18 protein-coding genes and 1 riboswitch are annotated in these 17,968 nt (G+C 72.8%); of the genes, 9 read left to right on the forward strand and 9 right to left on the reverse strand.

Features of this window, described 5'->3' with window-relative positions; genetic code table 11:
• Nucleotides 1-20: 20 nt before the first annotated feature.
• Nucleotides 21-497 carry a hypothetical protein gene (locus tag WA616_RS15340; RefSeq protein WP_336031134.1) on the reverse strand — a complete coding sequence of 159 codons (477 nt, stop codon included), beginning with the start codon at nucleotides 495-497 and terminating at the stop codon, nucleotides 21-23.
• A 224-nt stretch (nucleotides 498-721) separates the two neighbouring features.
• Nucleotides 722-874, reverse strand: coding sequence for a hypothetical protein (locus WA616_RS15345; RefSeq protein ID WP_175562858.1), 153 nt, complete (start codon nucleotides 872-874; stop codon nucleotides 722-724).
• A gap of 358 nt (nucleotides 875-1,232) precedes the next feature.
• A riboswitch (cyclic di-AMP (ydaO/yuaA leader) is annotated at nucleotides 1,233-1,384 on the forward strand.
• A gap of 12 nt (nucleotides 1,385-1,396) precedes the next feature.
• On the opposite strand from WA616_RS15345, the gene WA616_RS15350 reads away from it, so the two are divergent.
• Nucleotides 1,397-1,912 carry a C40 family peptidase gene (locus WA616_RS15350; protein WP_073420439.1) on the forward strand — a complete coding sequence of 172 codons (516 nt, stop codon included), beginning with the start codon at nucleotides 1,397-1,399 and terminating at the stop codon, nucleotides 1,910-1,912.
• A 149-nt stretch (nucleotides 1,913-2,061) separates the two neighbouring features.
• Here WA616_RS15350 and WA616_RS15355 read toward each other — a convergent pair whose 3' ends face one another.
• A complete protein-coding gene (locus tag WA616_RS15355) occupies nucleotides 2,062-2,403 on the reverse strand; it encodes a hypothetical protein (protein WP_336031137.1) in 342 nt (113 codons plus the stop codon).
• Between the two features lie 162 nt (nucleotides 2,404-2,565).
• Between WA616_RS15355 and WA616_RS15360 the strand changes: the two genes are divergently transcribed.
• Nucleotides 2,566-3,057 (forward strand): hypothetical protein, encoded by a 492-nt coding sequence (locus WA616_RS15360; RefSeq protein ID WP_336031138.1) that lies wholly within the window; start codon nucleotides 2,566-2,568, stop codon nucleotides 3,055-3,057.
• A gap of 91 nt (nucleotides 3,058-3,148) precedes the next feature.
• Here WA616_RS15360 and WA616_RS15365 read toward each other — a convergent pair whose 3' ends face one another.
• The 4 genes from WA616_RS15365 to WA616_RS15380 all read right to left on the reverse strand — a co-directional run bounded on the left by WA616_RS15365 (nucleotide 3,149) and on the right by WA616_RS15380 (nucleotide 8,224).
• Nucleotides 3,149-3,835 (reverse strand): hypothetical protein, encoded by a 687-nt coding sequence (locus WA616_RS15365; protein ID WP_336031139.1) that lies wholly within the window; start codon nucleotides 3,833-3,835, stop codon nucleotides 3,149-3,151.
• A gap of 16 nt (nucleotides 3,836-3,851) precedes the next feature.
• The gene (locus tag WA616_RS15370) at nucleotides 3,852-4,274 is read right to left on the reverse strand and encodes a hypothetical protein (protein WP_336031140.1); all 423 of its coding nucleotides are present in this window, start codon (nucleotides 4,272-4,274) and stop codon (nucleotides 3,852-3,854) included.
• Nucleotides 4,267-7,542 carry a TM0106 family RecB-like putative nuclease gene (locus tag WA616_RS15375; protein WP_336031142.1) on the reverse strand — a complete coding sequence of 1,092 codons (3,276 nt, stop codon included), beginning with the start codon at nucleotides 7,540-7,542 and terminating at the stop codon, nucleotides 4,267-4,269. The genes WA616_RS15370 and WA616_RS15375 overlap by 8 nt, the downstream gene beginning before the upstream one ends.
• 100 nt (nucleotides 7,543-7,642) lie before the next feature.
• Nucleotides 7,643-8,224, reverse strand: coding sequence for an NrtR DNA-binding winged helix domain-containing protein (locus WA616_RS15380; protein WP_336031144.1), 582 nt, complete (start codon nucleotides 8,222-8,224; stop codon nucleotides 7,643-7,645).
• 134 nt (nucleotides 8,225-8,358) lie between these two features.
• On the opposite strand from WA616_RS15380, the gene WA616_RS15385 reads away from it, so the two are divergent.
• The 3 genes from WA616_RS15385 to WA616_RS15395 are packed head-to-tail and all read left to right on the forward strand — an operon-like array spanning nucleotide 8,359 to nucleotide 11,909.
• Complete coding sequence (locus WA616_RS15385; RefSeq protein WP_336031147.1) at nucleotides 8,359-9,213, forward strand: ARPP-1 family domain-containing protein; 855 nt, start codon at nucleotides 8,359-8,361, stop codon at nucleotides 9,211-9,213.
• Nucleotides 9,214-10,620, forward strand: a complete 1,407-nt coding sequence (locus WA616_RS15390; RefSeq protein WP_336031148.1) for an ADP-ribosylglycohydrolase family protein — start codon at nucleotides 9,214-9,216, stop codon at nucleotides 10,618-10,620.
• Complete coding sequence (locus tag WA616_RS15395) at nucleotides 10,617-11,909, forward strand: hypothetical protein (protein WP_336031150.1); 1,293 nt, start codon at nucleotides 10,617-10,619, stop codon at nucleotides 11,907-11,909. The genes WA616_RS15390 and WA616_RS15395 overlap by 4 nt, the downstream gene beginning before the upstream one ends.
• 9 nt (nucleotides 11,910-11,918) lie before the next feature.
• Here the strand turns inward: WA616_RS15395 and WA616_RS15400 are convergent, their stop codons facing one another.
• Nucleotides 11,919-13,571 (reverse strand): SIR2 family protein, encoded by a 1,653-nt coding sequence (locus tag WA616_RS15400; protein ID WP_336031153.1) that lies wholly within the window; start codon nucleotides 13,569-13,571, stop codon nucleotides 11,919-11,921.
• A 103-nt stretch (nucleotides 13,572-13,674) separates the two neighbouring features.
• Between WA616_RS15400 and WA616_RS15405 the strand changes: the two genes are divergently transcribed.
• The 4 genes from WA616_RS15405 to WA616_RS15420 all read left to right on the forward strand — a co-directional run bounded on the left by WA616_RS15405 (nucleotide 13,675) and on the right by WA616_RS15420 (nucleotide 16,417).
• Complete coding sequence (locus WA616_RS15405; protein WP_336031155.1) at nucleotides 13,675-14,589, forward strand: HNH endonuclease; 915 nt, start codon at nucleotides 13,675-13,677, stop codon at nucleotides 14,587-14,589.
• A gap of 217 nt (nucleotides 14,590-14,806) precedes the next feature.
• On the forward strand, nucleotides 14,807-15,487 hold the full coding sequence (locus tag WA616_RS15410; protein WP_336031158.1) for a helix-turn-helix domain-containing protein: 681 nt from the start codon (nucleotides 14,807-14,809) through the stop codon (nucleotides 15,485-15,487).
• The gene (locus WA616_RS15415) at nucleotides 15,484-16,224 is read left to right on the forward strand and encodes a nucleotidyl transferase AbiEii/AbiGii toxin family protein (protein ID WP_336031160.1); all 741 of its coding nucleotides are present in this window, start codon (nucleotides 15,484-15,486) and stop codon (nucleotides 16,222-16,224) included. The genes WA616_RS15410 and WA616_RS15415 overlap by 4 nt, the downstream gene beginning before the upstream one ends.
• Nucleotides 16,225-16,231: 7 nt before the next feature.
• Complete coding sequence (locus WA616_RS15420) at nucleotides 16,232-16,417, forward strand: DUF1330 domain-containing protein (protein ID WP_336031162.1); 186 nt, start codon at nucleotides 16,232-16,234, stop codon at nucleotides 16,415-16,417.
• A 149-nt stretch (nucleotides 16,418-16,566) separates the two neighbouring features.
• On the opposite strand, the gene WA616_RS15425 is transcribed toward WA616_RS15420, so the two are convergent.
• Complete coding sequence (locus WA616_RS15425) at nucleotides 16,567-17,958, reverse strand: DUF4407 domain-containing protein (protein WP_336031163.1); 1,392 nt, start codon at nucleotides 17,956-17,958, stop codon at nucleotides 16,567-16,569.
• Nucleotides 17,959-17,968 lie beyond the last annotated feature (10 nt).

Raw genomic sequence — 17,968 nt, forward strand, 5'->3', positions numbered from 1 at the left:
GACGGGGCCGCGGCCGGACGTCAGGGGCAGAGCTCGTCGAGCTTGACCGCGCCGAGGTCGATGGCGCCCTCGACGTCCCCGGTGACCCGCTGGCCGGGTGCGATGTTCTGGGTGCAGACCCGCCAGTTGGCGTCGAGGACCTGGTTGCGGCTGCCCAGCAGGTCGTGGGACAGGCTGAGGAAGACGCCGTTGGTCTGGATCAGGTCCTGGGCGTCCTGCAGCGTCATGCCGACCACGGCGGGCATGAGGAAGTCCACGACCACGGGAGCCGGCGTCACCTCCGGCGTGGGGGCAGGGGCCACCGCGGGCTCGGGGGCGGGCGTCGTCGGGGCAGGCGTGGTCGGGGCCGCCGCGGACGACGTCGCCGGAGCCGACGGGGTGGAGGTGGGCGCGGGGAGGCCGGTCTCGCCGTCGTCCCCGCAGCCGGCGAGGAGGAGGCCCGTGGCGAGCAGGACGGGAAGCGCGCCGAGTCGGCGGCGGGCGGAGGACTGGTTCATGGGACACCCCGTGGTGGTCGTGCGGACGCGCGCCGGCAGCGCCTCCCGGGGAGGTCGGCGCCGGCGTCGCGGAGAGACGCCGGCGAGCGTCACACGGGGTCGGGTCGCCGTCCGGGACGCCGGGGACCGAGCCGTCTCGGAACCGCAACGGACCGTCGCACCGGCCCCGGACGCACCGCGGCCCCCGTCCCGGGGTGGGACGGGGGCCGCGGGCGGATCAGCGGTCAGTAGGCGCGGCCGCCGGTGCCGCCCTTCTTCTGCTTGGCCTGGAAGTCGCGGACGAACTGCTTGATCTTCGCCTGGTTCTGCGGCTTCTTGAGCTCCTGCACGACCTTCGCGGCCACGCCGGAGGCGATGAGGTTCCTCATCATTCCCATGGGGTGCTCCTCTCTCTCGATCCCCCGTTCCGTGCCCCGTCAACGCGTCCGGCAACCGCCACGTCCCCACGCTCGGAGACCGCCCGTCCGTGGGCGGCTCCTGACACCGCGTGCGGACGCACCGCGCCGTCCTTTCTCGTGGGGCACGGCGTGTCCCCGCGCGTCCGCGGTCGCGCGCCGCGGGCTCCGGAGAGGCATCTGTCGTGGTGACGGTGGCGTGTCGGATGGGCGGCCGCCGTCAAGTCCGCGGTTCCGGACCGGGCGTGGCGCGTCCCTCGGGCGGTTGTGACGGTCCGCGGCCCTCCCTACCGTTCCCGCTGGTCCTGGCCGGGTCCCCGTCACGAACCCGTGTGACACCCGCCGGACCACGCCGAACCGGACGCCGGCAGCCAGCCGCCCTCCGGACCGGGGACCCATCGAGTCCCAGGGGTGAAGCGCGACCTCTCGCGCCGGGCGACTCCCCCGCCCGAACCCGTCAGCTAACCCGGTAGGCGACCGTGGAGAACAGGAGAACCGTCGTCCATGACGACTGCACGCACGCCCCTCGCCCGTCGCTCGTTCCGCGGCATCGCCGTCGCGGCCATCGCCGGAGCCGGCATCGCGCTCTCGCCCCTCCCGGCCTCGGCTGCCGCAGGCGGCGGCGGTGGTGGCGGGGTCGTGGCGGCGGCCCCGGTGGCCGCTCCGAACGGCGTCGCCCAGGCGGCCGTCGACACCGCGCTCGCGCAGCGCGGCGACATGTACCAGTACGGCGCGACCGGTCCCGACCGGTTCGACTGCTCCGGCCTGACCAGCTTCGCCTACCGCGCGGCCGGCGTGGAGATCCCCCGCACCTCGCGGGCCCAGTCGACGTTCGGCACCCCGGTGGCGAAGTCCGACCTCAAGCCCGGTGACCTGGTGTTCTTCTACAGCCCGGTCTCGCACGTGGGCATGTACATCGGCAACGGCCAGATGGTGCACGCCTCCACCGCCGGCAAGCCGGTCGCGGTCGTCAACCTCGACTCGATGACCGGTTACCAGGGCGCCCGCCGGGTCGCCTGACGGACGGACGGCGCCTCGGTCACCGCCGACCGGGGCGCCGTCGTCGGTCCCCGCGCCTGTCGTGTCGCCGTGCCGCCCGCTCAGCCCTTCGCCGGCTCGTTCTGGTTCAGCCACCTGCACGAGCTGTCGACGGCAATGCTCGTCCGCGCTCAGTAGGAGGACGGGCTTCCGGTCCTGCGCACAGGCGAGGTGTCCGGCGCCGTCGAGATGCCGCTCGAGCTGCTGCCTGAGGACGCCGAGGTCCGGCTCGACCAGCAGAACGGCGCCGCGTAGGTGGTGGTCGCGGCCTGGCTGGGCCTGCTCGCAAGCGTCGAGGTCGCGCACAGCATGACGAAGGTGTCGGTGGTCGATACGGACGCTGCGGCCACCGATAAGCTGCGGGACAGGCTGGTCGCCGCCGCCCAGGCCGTCACCGAGCCGCCCCCGGGGTCGGTGCGCGTGCGCTTCTGCTCCTTCCGGGACGGGATCGGTGAGCCGTCGTCGCGGCGCATCGCCGCGCCCACTTGGGCGGAGACCTCACCCCACTACGCGGCCGCCACCGCCGGCGGGCTCGCCGACCTCATGGGGATGTCCGGCCTGACCGGGCGCCTCGTGCTGTGGCACGGGGCTCCGGGGACGGGCAAGACGACGGCGGTTCGGACGCTGAGCCGCGAGTGGGCGCCGTGGTGCCGCACGCACTATGTGATGGCCCCGAGCGGCTGTTCGCCGAGCGGCAGTACCTACTCGATGTCGCCGGCGCGGACGAACACCCCGATGACCACACCGACGAGGGCAAGTGGCGGCTGGTCGTGGCCGAGGACTGCGACGACTACCTCCGCGCCGAGGCCCGGGAGCGCGCCGGCGCCTCAGTCGGGCGGCTGCTGAACCTGTGCGATGGCATCCTCGGGCACGGGCTGCCGGTGGTCGTGCCGCTGACGACCAACGAGGACGTCGGCCGAGTGCGCCCCGCGATCACCCGGCCGGGGCGCTGCCTGAGCCAGGTCGAGTTCCTGCCGCTCGCGCCGGCCGAGGCCCGCCGGTGGCTGGGCGACGACGCGGCCGCCGCTCCGGAGCGGCCGATCACGCTGGCCGAGCTGTACGTGATGCGGGAGCAGCGCAGCGCGGGTCCGGGCGCCTCGGCGTCCTCACCGGGCGGCTACCTCTGACTATGCGCATCAGGCAGTGCCACGACGAAGGTCCCTCGCGCGACACGATTGCTTGAGTCCGAGGAGCAACAGGGGCGTGGACACGAAGCGCTCAAGCGATGCCCTTCTCACGCAGACGTTCCTGTACGTGCGGAGGCAGCGAGGTGTAGACGACCACTTCGTCCACCGAGTAGAAGCCACCCCGCAGAGATCGCGCGGCAACGATCGCATCCGCCGTAGCTGCATCGACCTCTAGTCCGGCCGCGATGACGTCGGAAGGAGCGGTGTTCACGTCGATGAGTCCGCCGTCGTCGTATCCCCGGTGGAGGTCCGGACGCCCGATCCCCAACTCGCGTGCCAGAGCGGGGTCGCGCGCGAGCAGCGAGCGTGCCTCTTCCCTCCGACGTCGCCTCTCGAGCGCCTGCGCCATGACCGCGTCAGCACCGCGCATTGCTAGCTCGTGTCCATAGACGCGTCTGCGCAACTGTTGAAGACGGACGCACGCGACCACGAGCAGGACCACGACGACGATGGCGAGCATGTTGTTCAGCCACTCGGGACCGTCCCCTGGACTCTTGCCAGGCTGATCGTCGGACAGCAGGTTCGTGGCCACGACGAAGGCCACAGCCCAGCCGCTGAACGCCAGCGCCCAGAGGCGCGCGGACCGGTCACCGAGGCGATTGGCCGCGTGCCAGAAGGGGATGGCGGCGAAGATCCCGACTGACAGGAACGTGACGGCGAGATACCAGCTGCCGGGGCCAAACCAGCGTCGGGCGCCTTCATGTCGCTGTGATGTCATCGGTCCCCGGTCATTCTCAAGAGTGGACGCCGAGGTGGCGCTCGGCGCAGGACGTGCACAGGCCGGTGTTGTCGTGCACGTGCTCGCGGGCTTTGACCTCGCGGCACACAGGGCACCAGCGGAAGGTCCGCCGACGACGGCGGGCGACCTCCTCGGCCGCCTCCGCCAGCACCGCTCGCTCGTAGACGACCTCGTCGGAGCCGAACCCGCGCTCGGCCGCGAACTCCCACACGAGCTCGTTGCCCGACCACCGCGGCTCCGGGCGGGCCAGCGTGAAGCCGAACCCGTCCCAGCCGACGGCCACCTGCACCGGGCGCCCGCTCACGAACCAGCGCTCGTGCGGCGGCCCGGCGACCTCCGTCCAGCCGTCGCCCAGCGCCCGCACCAGCACGTCCGCGCCGACGCCCAGGAGGCCCGCGAGCTGCGCGGTGTCAGACACCGGCCAGCTCGGCCAGCCGGCACATCGCGTTGACCTGCCGCAGCTGCTCCGGCGTCCGCACCTGCGCGTCGAGCAGCAGCGGGCTCATCACCACGACCGCCAGCGCCTTCGCCCGCGACACCGCCACGTTGAGCCGGTTGAGGTCGTACAGGAACGACACCCCGCGCGGCGCCTCGTCGGCCGAGGTCGACGTCGTCGAGTAGACGACGACCGGCGCCTCCTGCCCCTGGAACCGGTCGACCGTGCCCACGCGTGCGCCGTCGGGCAGCAGCGAGCGGATCAACGCCACCTGGTTGTTGTACGGCGCGACGACGAGCACGTCGTCCGGCCCGATCGGCCGCTCGGCGCCCTCGGCGTCGACCCAGCCGACGCCCTGCAGCGACCGCCAGACGGCGGCCACCTCGGCGGCCTCCTCCGCGGACGACGCGGCCGCCGGCACCGTGTGCGCCACCGACCGCACCGCCAGCCCGCTGCCCGACACCAGCCCGCCCGGCCGCACGGTGATCCGCTCGCGCAGCGCCGCCGACTCCAGCCGGCCCTCGTACGCCAGGTCCGACACGAACCGCGTCAGCGCCGGGTGCATCCGGTAGGTCGTGTCGAGGAAGATCCCGCGGCCCTCGGGCACGGTCGGGTGCCCCTCGAGCAGGTGCTCCAGCGCCGACAGCCCCGAGTCGCCGGGGTGCACGCCCTGCGAGGGCTGGGCGAGCTGCTGCGGGTCGCCCAGCAGCACCAGCGACTTGCCGGCTCGCGCCACCGCGACCGCGTTCGCCAACGAGAACTGCCCCGCCTCGTCGACGACGAGCACGTCGACGGCCTCGGTGAGGTCGGGCTGCGTCCAGAACCACGCCGTCCCGCCGACCAGCCGCACGTCGCCGTCGACGAGCCGCCGGGCGACGTCCTTGCCGTCCTTCGACCACTCGACGCCGGGCGCGCCGCACGCCTGGTGCTCGTCGCACTTCTGCAGCGCGGGCCGGTCGACGGCCGACAGCACGTTGCCGATGACGGCGTGCGAGGTGGCCGTGACGCCGACCTTCTTGCCGGCGTCGAGCAGCGCGCGGATGAGCATCGACGCCGCCCGCGTCTTGCCACTACCGGGCGGGCCCTGGACGGCGAGCACCTCGCCGTCGAGCCGGAGGCCGATCCGGACGACGGCGTCGCCGGCCTGCTCGTCGGGACGACGGCGGCAGTCGGCCGGCACCCGCCGCTCGAGCAGCGCCTGCCCCAGGCACGGCGTGCCGGCGAGGACGTCGTCGGCGGTGGCGGTGATGGCGGCGCGCATGCCCTTGTCGTCGAGCGGGCCGCTCGGCCCGAGTGCGCGCGGCGTGGCCGGGGCCTTCGCCGTCTTGACGACGACGCGGCCCTCGGCGGAGTCGAGCGCGACGACGGTGCCGATGCCCGCCCGCTGGTCGACGTCGACCGCCGTGGACCCGACCGACAGCTTCGTGTCCTGCGGCGGGAAGCGGTACTCGTAGAGCTTCGACCGCTTCTCCTGGCCGACCTCCACCGGAGCCCCCAGCCGGCCGAGCGCGGTGCCGTCCTCGACGAGCGCGTCGTCGTCCATCTCCTTGCGGGCGAAGAACTCCCACCAGCCGGGGCGGGCCTCGCGGCGGTGCCACTGCACGAGGTCGCCGAGCAGGTCGTGCCCGGCGTCCTTGAGCCGGTCGACCAGCGCCAGCTCGGCCAGCTCGGCGTCGGTGCGCTCGACCGGGCCGGTGGCCTCCGACAGCAGCGGGCGGTCCTGGCCGCCGAACTCCCGCTCGAGCTCCTCGCGCTGGGTCTCCAGCCAGTCGTGCAGCTCGCGGGTGGAGTCGACGTCGTCCTTGTTGTAGAGCTCGATGTCGACGAGGCGCTGCGGGTCACGGTCGGCGAGCCACTTCTCGTAGGCGATGACGCTGCCCATGGCGTCGGCGACGTCGCCGGTGTGCTCGCGGCCGTAGAACGCCTCGACCTTCTTGATCGAGTACGAGCCCTTGCTGATCCGCATCGACTGCTTGACGACGGGATAGAGGTCGACGAAGCGCTCGTTGCGCAGCAGCTCGTCGAGCTCGGCCTCGCGGACGCCGTAGCGGCCGGTCAGCCGCTTGAGCGCGCTGACCTCGTAGGCGGCGTAGTGGTAGACGTGCATGCCGCGGTCGGCGCGCCAGGCGTCGAGGATGAGGTCGATCAGGTCGGCGACCATCTGCTTCTCGGCGGCCGGGTCGTGCGCCCAGAGCGCGGTGAAGCTGCCGTCGCGCCGCCCGATGCCGGCGAGGTACTCGAGGCCGGCGCCGTCGGCGGAGTGCGGGTCGCCCTCGAAGTCGAGGTAGAGGTCGCCGTCGCTGGGCTCGGGCAGCCGGAGCAGGCCGAGGCCCTTCGTGGGTGGCAGCAGGGTGCGGGTGGGGACGCCGGTCCGCCGCTCGCGCAGCTGCTCGCGGGCCTGCTCCTGCACGCGGGCGCGGGTGGCGGCGCCGATGCGGGCGGCCTTGAGCGTCTCGGGGTCGGCGCCGGCGAGCTGCTCGAGGGTGGTGATGCCGGCGGCGCGGAGGGCGGCGCGGGTGTCGGCGCGCATGCCGGCGACGAGGCTGAGGTCGTCGGCGTCGGCGAGCTCGGCGGTGCAGCGCGGCTTCCACGAGCACTGGCTGCAGTACGGCACGGGGACGGGCGCGGTGGGCGGCGGGTCGGCGAGGAAGCCGGCGAGCTTGGCGCGGGCGCGGCGGGCGTAGGCGGCGACGTCGACCAGGCGCCACGGGTTGGCGGCGCCGTCGCCGGTGACCACCCAGACGTGCTCGGGCGCCTTGCCCTGCAGGACGGCGAGGCGCTCGGCGTAGGTGGCCATCTGCAGCAGCGCCGGGACCTTGACGCGGCGGGCGAGCTTGGCGTCGGCGACCTCGTAGGACCAGGCGCCCAGGTTCGACGGGGTCTCCACCCGGAGGAGGAAGTCGGCGGCGCCGCCCCAGACGCCGTCGAAGAACGCGGCCTGGGCGATGACGTCGACGCCCTGCCGCATCGCCTGCACGGTGAGCGCCTCGGCCTCGCGGCGGCCGGCGGCGTCGAACCGGGTGGGGATGCGGACGACGCTGCGCCCCTCGGCCTCCAGCGCCGCGAGGTACTTCTCCTCGTGCTCGGTGCCGAGGTCGGCGATGAGCAGCGCGTGGTCGTCGGGGCCGCCGGCGAGGGGCTTCAACCGGCCGTCGGCGACGGCGAGGTCGAGCGTCGTCACGTGCGCGCAGGCCTGGTGGCGGGTGAGGTCGGTGGGGCTCAGGACCAGGGAGCCGTCGGTGCGGTACATCGAGACGGGACGTTCTCACGCGGTTCCCATGATCGGCTGGTCCCCCGCCGACAGACGGGCCTTTGTACCGCCGCTAGCCCCCAGGAACGGCCCACTCGAGTCATGCGTGCCGGAAGAGCTCCGCCGGCTTGCCGACCTCCCCCGACGTCTTCTGCTGGGTGCTCAGGAGGTGGTCCCTGACCCGGCGCCGGAAGACGTCGCGTTGGAGAGGCCCGCCGACAACTGCCTCGTGCAGGACCCGCAACTGTCTGAGTGTGAAGGGCTCTGTCAGCAGTCGTTCGGGGTCCGGGCGCTCGGCGTACTCCTGACGCACGGTCGCCACCGCCCTCCGCACGATGTCGTCGTGGTCGAACGGCAGACCGACGGCCTCCGCCACCGGGCGGAGGCGGACATCGGCCGGATGACTCTCCACGACGGGGAGGACGACGTGAGCCGCCAAGAGGACGACGTGCGCGACGGACAGGACCCACCCGCGGTCGTCCCGGCCGGACGCGTCGAAGACGTGCAACTGCCGGGGCGACTGGCCGGTCAGGTGTGCCTTCTGGTCAAGTGACCGCAAGACGGCGTCGGCGAGCGTCTCCCCCTCGTGCAGGAAGGTCCCGGGCAGGGACCACTTCCCCACGTCATCGGTGCGACGGACGAGCAGGACATGGAGACCGTCGGGGACGACGGGCGTCAGCACCGCCGTATCCACCGCCACCGAGGGCCGCGGATACGAGGTGAGCGGCCGGGGCGAGGGGCCCGTTGACACTTTGAGCAACTCCCGTCTAAATTCCTATTTGCGCGACACAGCGCAATCTACGGGAGGTGGGCGCCATGGCCAAACTGGGGCTTCGACTGCACGTGGGGCAAGGCACCGCCCATGGGCCGCTGACGGTGTTCCCGGTCTGGACCGATGCACCCACCGCCGCGCCGCGCTACCTCACCAGCACCGGTGCCCCCGTCGACGTCGCGGAGCGTTCGGGCTCGCCGGCCGTTGACCAACTGGTGGTCACCAACCGCGCCGACCGACCCGTCCTCCTGCTCGCCGGCGAACTACTCGAGGGTGGGTGGCAGACGCGGGCCCTCACCACGACGACGCTCCTCGCCCCCGATCGGCCGACGGTCGCTCGCGTCGTCTGTGTCGAGCAGGGGCGGTGGCACGGGGGCCAGACGCACGCACGCCGCGGTCGACGGGCGCCGGCCACTGTCCTGCGCGTCCTGGGTCGCGAGGACGCCCAGCAGGGGGTCTGGGAACAGGTCCGCGGCTACGAGCAGGTGGCCGGGCCGTCGGCGACGGACTCACTGGCCGAGCGGCTCAACAGCATCCAGCTCGCGACACAGCGCCTGACGCAGGGACTCCGGCCGCTGGCGGGGCAGCGCGGGGTGCTGGTGGGCGTCGCGGGACGCCCCACCTGGCTCGAGATCTTCGACACCAGGCGCTCGTTGGTCGCCCACTGGCCTGGGCTGATGCAGGCGGCCACGATGGACGCCCTCGGCCGTCCCGCGGTCCGGACCCCCGGTGCGCTTGCCCGTTCGTTCGCCGAACGAGTCGAGCGCACCCCGATGGTCCTGTCCGGGTCGAGTGGCCTCGGTGTCCGACTGCGCGGCAGCGATCCGCGCGTCCGGTCCGATGCTCTGCACTGGGACGACCGCACCATCCACCTCACCGCCATCGCCTCGGAGGTCTGAGTGACAGCCGGACTGCACCGGTCCCACCGCGTCGCGGGCGCGCTCGTCGGCTCCGCCGTCGGCGACGCGCTGGGCGCGCCGTTCGAGTTCGGCCCGGCGGGCGCGTTCTCGGTCCGCTTCCCCTCCCCCGCGCGCGGTGCGACGACGGAGATGTGCGGCGGCGGGTCGCTGGGGTGGGCGCCGGGCGAGTTCACCGACGACACGCAGATGGCGCTGCTGGTGGCGCGGTCGCTGGTCGAGCGGGGCGGGCTGGACGTGGCCGACCTGTTCGGCCGGTTCGCCGCCTGGGCCGCGGCCGGACCGCCGGACATCGGCGTGCAGACGCGGGCGGTGTTCGAGTCGGGCCTGCCGTGGGACCGCGCGGCGGCCGAGCACTTCGCGCGGACCGGCCGGGCCGCGGGCAACGGCTCCCTGATGCGGACGACGCCGGCGGCGATCCGGTTCTCGCGCGACGGGACCGAGGCGACCGTCGACGCCGCCCGCCGAATCTCCGCGCTGACCCACGGCGACCCGGCGGCCGGCGAGGGCTGCGCCGTCTTCCACGAGTTGATGCGGGTGGCGCTCGATGGCGGCGACCCGCTCGCTGCCGTCCCCGATGCCCTGCCGCTCGTCGCCGAGGAGCACCGCGACCGGTGGGCGACGGTGCTGGCTCCCGACTGGGAGCCGTCGATGGCGACCGAGTCGAACGGGGCGGTGTGGCCGACGCTCGGGCAGGCGCTGTGGGCGCTGCGCACCGGCCGCGACTTCGCCGAGGTGCTGCGGCTGGTCATCGACCTGGGTGGCGACACCGACACCGTCGCGTGCGTGGCCGGCGGGCTGGCCGGGGCGGTGTACGGGATGGGCGGCATCCCGATGCGGTGGTCCTCGCCGGTGCACGGGACGGTGCCCGGGCACGGCGACCGGGTGTGGCGGCTGGCCGACCTGCAGCAGCTGGCCTCCGCGCTCGACGGAAAGCCGGTGCCGTCGTACGACCCCGGCGTCATCCCCCGGATCGGCCCGGTGGAGGTGCTGCCGGGGATCTGGGCGGGCAACCTCGACGGCGCGCGGTACTCCGACGAGGACTTCGCCGTCATCTCGCTGTGCCGGCTGGGCGAGCCGTTCCCGCACACGAACCACCGGATGTCCTACATCGCCGACAACGACCACAACGTCGACCTCGACGTGATGCTCGCCGACGTCCTCGACGACCTGACCGCGCTGCACGCCGAGGGGCACCGGGTGCTCGTGCACTGCCACGGCGGGGCGTCGCGGACCGGACTGGTGCTGCGCGCCTGGCTGGTCCGCGAGCAGGGGATGTCGGTGGAGGAGGCGACGACGCACGTCGCCGAGCGCTGGCCGCACCTCGGCCTGTGGAATGCGTCCTTCACGACCGCGTTGGAGCGGCTCGCCGCGGGGGCGTGCCGGTGAGCGCGCTGCTGGACGATCTGGCGGACCTGGGTCCCGTCCCGGCGATCCACGATCTGGCGACCGCCCTTACCTCCCGCGTCGAGGTGATCAGCAAGTGGACCGGGCCCTACGTCAGCCTCCGCCCAGCGAACGGCGGAGCCGTCGCCTGCTACCTCCACAAGACCTGGGTATCCATTGCCCTCCCCGCGGAGGATGCGAAGGCGGTCCTGGTCGCGGTGCCCGGAGCCACGCTCGACGAGAAGAGCCCCAGGACCGCCTATCTCCACGCGAGTGCCACGGTCCTGGCCGAGCACGCGGAGCTCGTCCGGCTCATCGCCGAGCAATCACTCGCCTGGCGAGCTGGCGGGCACCTGACCCACGTCTGGTCAACTCACCTTGATCAGCTGCCCGTCCGGCCCGTAGAGCCGGACGCGGCACGGGCCGCCCCGAGGCGCGTCACTTCCGAACCAGTGCCCAGCGAAGCCGCAGCCGTCGCGTTGAGGGTCGCTCGATGCATCCAGCTGCCACTCGCGCAGCGGGATCCGGCGCACCCCTGCTCGAAGGTCGTCGGGGTGCAGGCGGCCGCGGGCCCTGCTCGTCACCTGCCCGAGCCGTGGGCTGGGGACATCGAGCGGGCGCGGATCCTCTTCCTCTCCAGCAATCCAAGCCTCAGTGAGTCGGGGGACCACCAGTCAGGCACTCACGTCGAGCGCTATCCGCTGGCTGAGTGGAAGGACGACGACATCGTCGACTTCTTCCTGCACCGTTTCGGGACGGCACCGAACTCGCCCGCCACGCCCGACGGACACTTCCGCAATGTCCTCGGTGAGCTGAGTCCCAAGAAGGTCGCCTTCTGGGTCAACGTCCGTAAGCGAGCGCAGGAACTGCTCGGCCCAGGGGCAACGCCGGAGCGGGACTACTGCATGACCGAGGTGGTGCACTGCAAGAGCAAGAAGGAGATCGGCGTCGACAGGGCCGTCAACTTCTGCGCTCGCATGCATCTCGATCGAGTGGTCGGGCTGAGTCAGGCGCCGCTCGTGGTCGTCCTCGGCGCCAAGGCACGAAAGCGGGTGATGAGCCTGTGGGGCCTCCCCGCCGCCTTCGGCACCGCCGCGTCCCTCGCCGACGACCCGCGCCAGTCCCTTGCCGTCCGGACCCTGGGAGGCAGTCCCCGCCTGGTGGCGTTCCTCCCTCATCCGGTCGGCATGGCGAAGAACAAGACGTTCGCCAAGGCGTATCTCGCTCACGGCCTCGACCTCGGCGCTGTCGCCAGAGGTGGCGTCGCTCCTGAGGAACTTCTGGATACCTGATCCGGACTGCTATCGCTCTTCCTCTCGCGCGCCGGCGCCCCGAGCACCCCAGCGCTCCAATTGGTCGAGCACTGCTCGCCACTCGGCATGTCGGGTCGACCTCGGCAGAAAAGCCCGGATGCTGTCGGCGGCGGAGGCCAAGCTCTCCGCGGTCCTGCGCTCGGCCTCCGTGTCCTCCTCCGGCACGAACAAGTCGCGGTAGCGCGAGTCCAGCAGGTGCTGCACCGCATCACGTGCCGCGAGGGTCGCCACCCGGTCGAGGAGGATCTCCAACTGGCGGCCTGCTTGCGCCAGTCTCTCTGCCGCTTGCTCCTTCGTCTCGCCGGTCGGAGCGGCTTTCCCGAGGGAGAGAATGCGGAACTCTGGCTCCCAGAGGGTCTTTGCGAGGGGCCGTTCCTCAAGGGTGACCAGCGTGCCCATCTCATGCGGCCGGCCGTGGTCCTCGTTGAGCGACGCAACCTCGTGAACCAAGCGGATGACGTTGTCGTCGGTCATCGAAGCCCCGACCACGAGCAGGTGCCGGGTCAGGAGGGTGGCCTGCAGGACGCTAGCGAGGGGCCGCCGCGTCGCGTCGTACCGGACGAAAGAGCGACGGTCGAGCACGATGCTCTTGGACCGGCCGGCATCACCGTGGAGCTTGAGCAACCAGCCGCGCCCCTCCCGTATGTCCTCCGCCGGGTACCGGTCCGGCAAGACGACGGGGACGTCACGGCCCGAGACAGCGATGACCGCCTTCTCGTAGAGATCTTCGAAGTTCGTGGTGATGACCTGATCGACGTCCAGGGAGGCCAGGAGGACATGCGATAGGCCATATCTCTGAGGTCTGCCGAGGACCGCTGCTACGTGGTCGCCAAGGGTCTTCTCGCCCGCCCCGTCCACGGCTCCGCTGCTGGCCTCGGCTTTGGCCTGCTTGCGGAGCACCTCCGCCGCGTCGAGCGGTCCGAAGCGCGAGAGCGCGGCCGCGCCGCCCGGGACATTGAGTGCCTCCGCCAGGCGGTCGAGGAGCTCACCCCATGACGGCAGCCCGGCCGCCACACCAGTCCCCGCCCCCATGAACACCGCCAATTGGCCCTGCCGTGCCCGTTCGGCCAACACCCCGGCGGCGTGTTCGAGGGCATCCTCCAGGCGGCCCGACGCCTGTGCCGCGCGATGGGCCTGCAGGGCTGAGTAGTCCGACCGGTTGCTCGCCACGAGGACGATGTCGAGCTCGTCTGGCGCGGCCTGCAGTTCCTCGAGCAGGGCCGCGATGACTGCACCCCGCCGCTGTCCGAACCCACCCCGACCGACACCGACTACCGGGATGGCCACCCGCCGCTGTATCGCTGATGGTCTGCGCCCCGAGCCGGCGATGGCGATCAACACCTGCCGGATCCCGTCGCGCAGCCAGGCGACGTCGCTCCCACTCGAGGCGCCGACATGGAGCAGCCACCGGGCCGGCCCATCGCCCGGAGGACCGGCGGGGTCCAACTGCAGGTACCGGTGACGGTCGTCGAGCCGCCGGTCGCGTGCCCAATCCGGAACGTCGTCCCGGTTACGCCACCCCAGCGGCGCGCGGAAATGGGCCTTCACGCCGCCGACACCACGGTGGTCCGTCGGGACCACCACGTCGTCGCAGTGCAGTGCATTCAGCGTGCCGGGGACGACGAAGACGTGGGCTGCCACATCGGCATCCTGGCGTCCCCGAGTGGAACGGCAAGGCGAGATCACGGAGTCCGCAGCGGACCGCCACTCTGCGCCGGCAACCGGAACGAGGCAGTCTGCTCGCGTGACTGGCGCCATCCCCGAGGAGCACGTCCGGGCGGCGGCCCTCCAGTGGCTGAGCGAGGTCACCTTCGACGGCACGGTCCCGGTGACCCGGGACCAGCTCTCCAACGACTTCTCCGTCGCCGGTCAGCGGTTCCCGCTCGTCGACGCCGGCCGTGGCATCCGGCGGCCCGCGGGATGGTCGACGGCCCTTAGCATCTTGACCGCAGTGCCCAAGGGCTCACGCGGCCCCGTCTACGACGACGCTGAGGGGCCGGACGGCTACCACCGCTACAAACTGCGCCGGGACGCCCGCGGAGCGGCTGAGAACCAGGGCCTCCGGGTAGCGATGTCCCGGCAGACCCCGCTCGTCTGGTTCAAGGGGCTGGCGCCGAGCGTCTACCAGGCGATCTTCCCGGTGTACCTGATGGCCGAGGAGGACGAACTGTCGCAGTTCGTCGTGGCGCTCACCGAAGAGCAGCGGCGACTGTGGCCCACCGAGAGCCGCTTCGAGGAGAACCTCCGCCGCTATCTGCTGACGACCACCCGCCGGCGCCTGCACCAGCCGGTCTTCGCCTTCCAGGTCATGCAGGCCTACGACACCCGGTGCGCGGTCTGCTCACTCGGCCATCGCGAACTGCTCGACGCCGCACACATCATCCCGGACGCCGACGAAGGCGGTGCCGCCGTCGTCACCAATGGCCTGGCCCTTTGCAAGATCCACCACGCCGCCTATGACCGGAACATCCTCGGCATCCGGCCGGACTACACCGTCGAGATCCACCACCGTCTGCTGGAGGAGATCGACGGGCCGATGCTCCGGTACGGCCTGCAGGAGCACCACGACCGCGCCCTCATGACGATCCCGAGGGCCCGCGCCGAACGCCCGGACCCCGATCGCCTGCGTCAGAGGTACGCGACCTTCCGCGGAGCCTGAGACCCGAGACGCTCATTGGCCTCCGGATGTCCATGAACGGTGTTATCGGGGCACACGTGGCCGAGCGCTGGCCCCACCTCGGCCTGTGGAACCCGTCGCTCACCGCGGCGCTGGAGCGCCTGGCCGCCCACTGACCTGCGTGTCCCGGTTCCATCTCGCTCTGGGTGCTGCAGAATTAATGCGTTAGCGCACCAATTCTGCAACCGAGGAGTCGCCCGTGCTGACCGTCGACGAGGCAGCGGCCCGGTTGGGCGTCAGCGCCCAGGAGGTGCGCCGACTGGTCCGCACCGGGACCCTGCCGGCGGAGCGGATCGGCCGGACGCTGGTCCTCCCGGACGACGCGGTGGACGAGCGCGCCCGGATGCCCGTCGGCCCGGGCCGCCTTCTCGCAGCACCGACCGCCTGGGCGACCCTCTGGGAGCTGTCCGGCGAACGCGCGGAGTGGCTGAACCGGTCGGCCCGGTCGCGGGTCGCGGCGCGGCTCCGGTCCTCGGACGCCGAGCAGGTCGTCGCATCCGTGCGTGAGCGCGCCGACCGTCCGGAACTGCGGGCACTGCCCGCGTACCGAGACCGGGTGTCCGCGGCGGAGGGTTTCGTCGCCTCGGGGCTCTCCGCGGCCGACGCGGTGGGAGCGGACATCGTCGCCGCCGGCGCTGCGGTCGAGGGCTACTGCACCGAGGACACCCTCGAGCAACTCCGCCGGGACCTCGGCCTGTCGGACCGGGGGGAGCCGAACGTCGTCGTCCGCGTCCCGAGGTTCGCCGACCTGCCCCTGGCCGGCCGGCAGCACATGCCGGTGGCGGTGGTCGCCGTCGACCTGGCCGAGTCCTCCGACGTCCGCACTAGGCGGGCGGGGCTGGACCTGCTCACCGCGGCGCTGGTCGCCTTCCGGGGATGACCGCTCCCGCGACGGTCGTCCTCCCGCCGCTGAGCGGCGCCCTCGACCGGCTGTGGGACCTCGTGCTCGACATCGCCGCGCAGCTCGATCCGGCGGGCTGGGTGCTCGTGGGCGGGCAGATGGTCATGCTGCACGGGATCGCCGCCGGCCGGACGCCCACCCGGGCCAGTCAGGACGTCGACGTCCTCGCCGACCTCCTCAGCGACCGGGCCGGCCTGAGCCGCTGCGTGCAGGCGGTACGGCAGCTCGACCTGCGTCCGGAGCCGGACAGCACGGGCAAGGTGTACCGCTTCCGCCGCCCGGCGGACGGCGCCGTCGTCGACGTCCTGGCTCCCGACCACTCCCCGCCGCGCTGGTCGCTGCGGACCGCGGTCGGCGGGGACACCATCCAGATCGACGGCGGCCACCAGGCGCTCCGGCGGGCGACACCGCTCGCCGTCGTCAAGGGGAGCCGGTCGGCCACCGTGCCGGTGCCGGACCTCCTCGGCGCGCTGGTGCTCAAGGCGGCCGCCTGGCAGAGCACCACCCGGGACCGCGCCCGGCACAGCGGCGACGCCGCCTTCCTCGCCAGCCTGATCACCGATCCGCTCGCTGAGCGGGCCCGCTTCGCCGGCAGCGACCGGAAGCGGCTGCAGCGACTCGACCGCGTGCTGGGCGATCCGGACGCCGCCGAGTGGCGGGCGCTGGGCGACACGGCCGACGACGGCTACGCCGTGTGGCGGCTGCTCCTGGGCTGAGCCCCGGATGCCCGCTGCTTCGGTCGCCGAGCAGGGACAGGACCGGGACGCCGTGCTGCTGGTCCGCTATCCCTCGCGCGAGGCCTTCAGCCGCATGGTCGCCGACCCCGAGTACCAGCAGTTCACGCACTTCCGCACCGCGGCGCTGACCGAGGCGGTGCTGCAGCCGACCACGGAGTGGCAGCGCGACTGATCGTCACCGGGCGCGGCTACCGCGGCGCCGACGGGACGCGATGTCCCCTTAGAGACAGTCGTGCTCTGCCCCGTCACCGTGGGCAGAGCACGAGCGTCCGGGAGAACACCACCCGAGAGGAGCGTCCAGGTGCGCGACCGACGAGCCGGTCAGACGCCGGAGGTCACCCGGGCGCCCGGGCGACGGGTCGGGCGGATCGTGCGGGCGGCCGAGCGGGCCAGCCGGATCGGGCCGGTGTCCCAGATGCGGCCGGCGTCGTCCACGGGAGGCGCCGGCTGCGGCACCGGACGCGCGGCCTCCTCGGCGTCGATCTGCTCCTGGGCGAGCGCGGCGAGCCGGCGCACGCGGATCGCGGCCTTCTGCCGGTCCAGCCGCTCCTGCTCGGCCATGACCAGCAGCTCCTCCTTGGCCTCGGCCACCGAGCGCCGCGACTGCTGCTGCAGCTCCTCGATGTCGATGTCGCCGCTATCGCGCAGCGCCGCGAGCCGGTCGTAGGCCGTCGGCGGGCCGAAGTTGAGCAGCACCTTCATGAGCACCGGCAGGATCTCCACGCACATGAACAGCAGCGAGAGCATGAACTTGGCCGCGGCCAGGGTGGCGTTGCGCTCGCTCAGCCGGTCGAGCGCCTCCAGGCGCAGGAGGATGCCGCCCGAGCCCTCGTTCGTGCTGTCGAAGGCGGCCTGCAGCCGGTCGAGCTCGGCGGTCAGCCGGGCCAGCTCGGCGGAGTCGGTGGCCAGTGCGGCAGCGGCGAGGTCGGCGCTGCGCGACTCGGCACCGGCGGCACCGCGAGTCGCGTCGTCGAGCTCGGCACGGGCGGAGGCGACGACGCCGGCCTGCGCGTCGGCAGCAGCCCGGGCCTGCAGGTAGGCCTCGCCGGTACCGGCGTCGCCGGTGCCGCAGGTGCCGTCGAGCTCGCACTGGGCGCGGGCCTCGAGGTCGCGCTGGGTGGCCAGGGCGGCGTCGTAGGCGGCCTGCGTGGCGGTGAGGTCGGCCTGGACGGCGACCAGCGCGGGGTCGGCCGACCCGCCGGTGGCGACGACGTCCTGCTCCAGCGCCACCTTCTCCCGCAGCTCGTCCAGGCCGGCGAAGCGCGCGTCGGCCTCGAGCGACTCTCGGTAGGCGTCGGCGGCCTCAGCCTGCATGACGGTGATCTCGGCGTCGATCTCCTTGTGGAACACCTGCAGCGTCAGCGGGGTGGCGACGACGACGCCGAGGATCAGCGCCAGCCCGACGCGCGGGACGGCGAGGGCGAGGTTGCGCTTGAGCGAGGCGTCGTGCGCCATGCCGACGAGCAGCATCCGGTCGAGGTTGACCACGACGGCGCCCCAGCCGAGGCCGAGCAGCAGCGCGAACGGCCACCAGACGCCGAGGGCCATGTGCAGGGCGAACGACGCCGACGCGACGGCGAGGCCACCGGTGCTGAGCAGGACGCCGCCGAGCGCGGCGAACCGCGGCCGCGCACCCGGCGCCGACTCGAGCAGGTCGGGCCGCGCGCCGCCGAGGACCGCCAGGCGGTCCTGGAGCCGTCGTCGTCCAGCCATGTGGTCAGCA

The organism is Geodermatophilus sp. FMUSA9-8 (assembly GCF_037034165.1).
Classification (GTDB): Bacteria; Actinomycetota; Actinomycetes; order Mycobacteriales; family Geodermatophilaceae; genus Geodermatophilus; species Geodermatophilus nigrescens.

Excerpts from the sequence above, each read along its gene's own strand:
- WA616_RS15340 (WP_336031134.1), bottom strand. The coding sequence starts at position 497 with ATGAACCAGTCCTCCGCCCGCCGCCGACTCGGCGCGCTTCCCGTCCTG.
- WA616_RS15345 (WP_175562858.1), bottom strand. The coding sequence starts at position 874 with ATGGGAATGATGAGGAACCTCATCGCCTCCGGCGTGGCCGCGAAGGTC.
- WA616_RS15350 (WP_073420439.1), top strand. The coding sequence starts at position 1,397 with ATGACGACTGCACGCACGCCCCTCGCCCGTCGCTCGTTCCGCGGCATC.
- WA616_RS15355 (WP_336031137.1), bottom strand. The coding sequence starts at position 2,403 with ATGCGCCGCGACGACGGCTCACCGATCCCGTCCCGGAAGGAGCAGAAG.
- WA616_RS15365 (WP_336031139.1), bottom strand. The coding sequence starts at position 3,835 with ATGACATCACAGCGACATGAAGGCGCCCGACGCTGGTTTGGCCCCGGC.
- WA616_RS15375 (WP_336031142.1), bottom strand. The coding sequence starts at position 7,542 with ATGTACCGCACCGACGGCTCCCTGGTCCTGAGCCCCACCGACCTCACC.
- WA616_RS15385 (WP_336031147.1), top strand. The coding sequence starts at position 8,359 with ATGGCCAAACTGGGGCTTCGACTGCACGTGGGGCAAGGCACCGCCCAT.
- WA616_RS15415 (WP_336031160.1), top strand. The coding sequence starts at position 15,484 with ATGACCGCTCCCGCGACGGTCGTCCTCCCGCCGCTGAGCGGCGCCCTC.
- WA616_RS15420 (WP_336031162.1), top strand. The coding sequence starts at position 16,232 with ATGCCCGCTGCTTCGGTCGCCGAGCAGGGACAGGACCGGGACGCCGTG.
- WA616_RS15425 (WP_336031163.1), bottom strand. The coding sequence starts at position 17,958 with ATGGCTGGACGACGACGGCTCCAGGACCGCCTGGCGGTCCTCGGCGGC.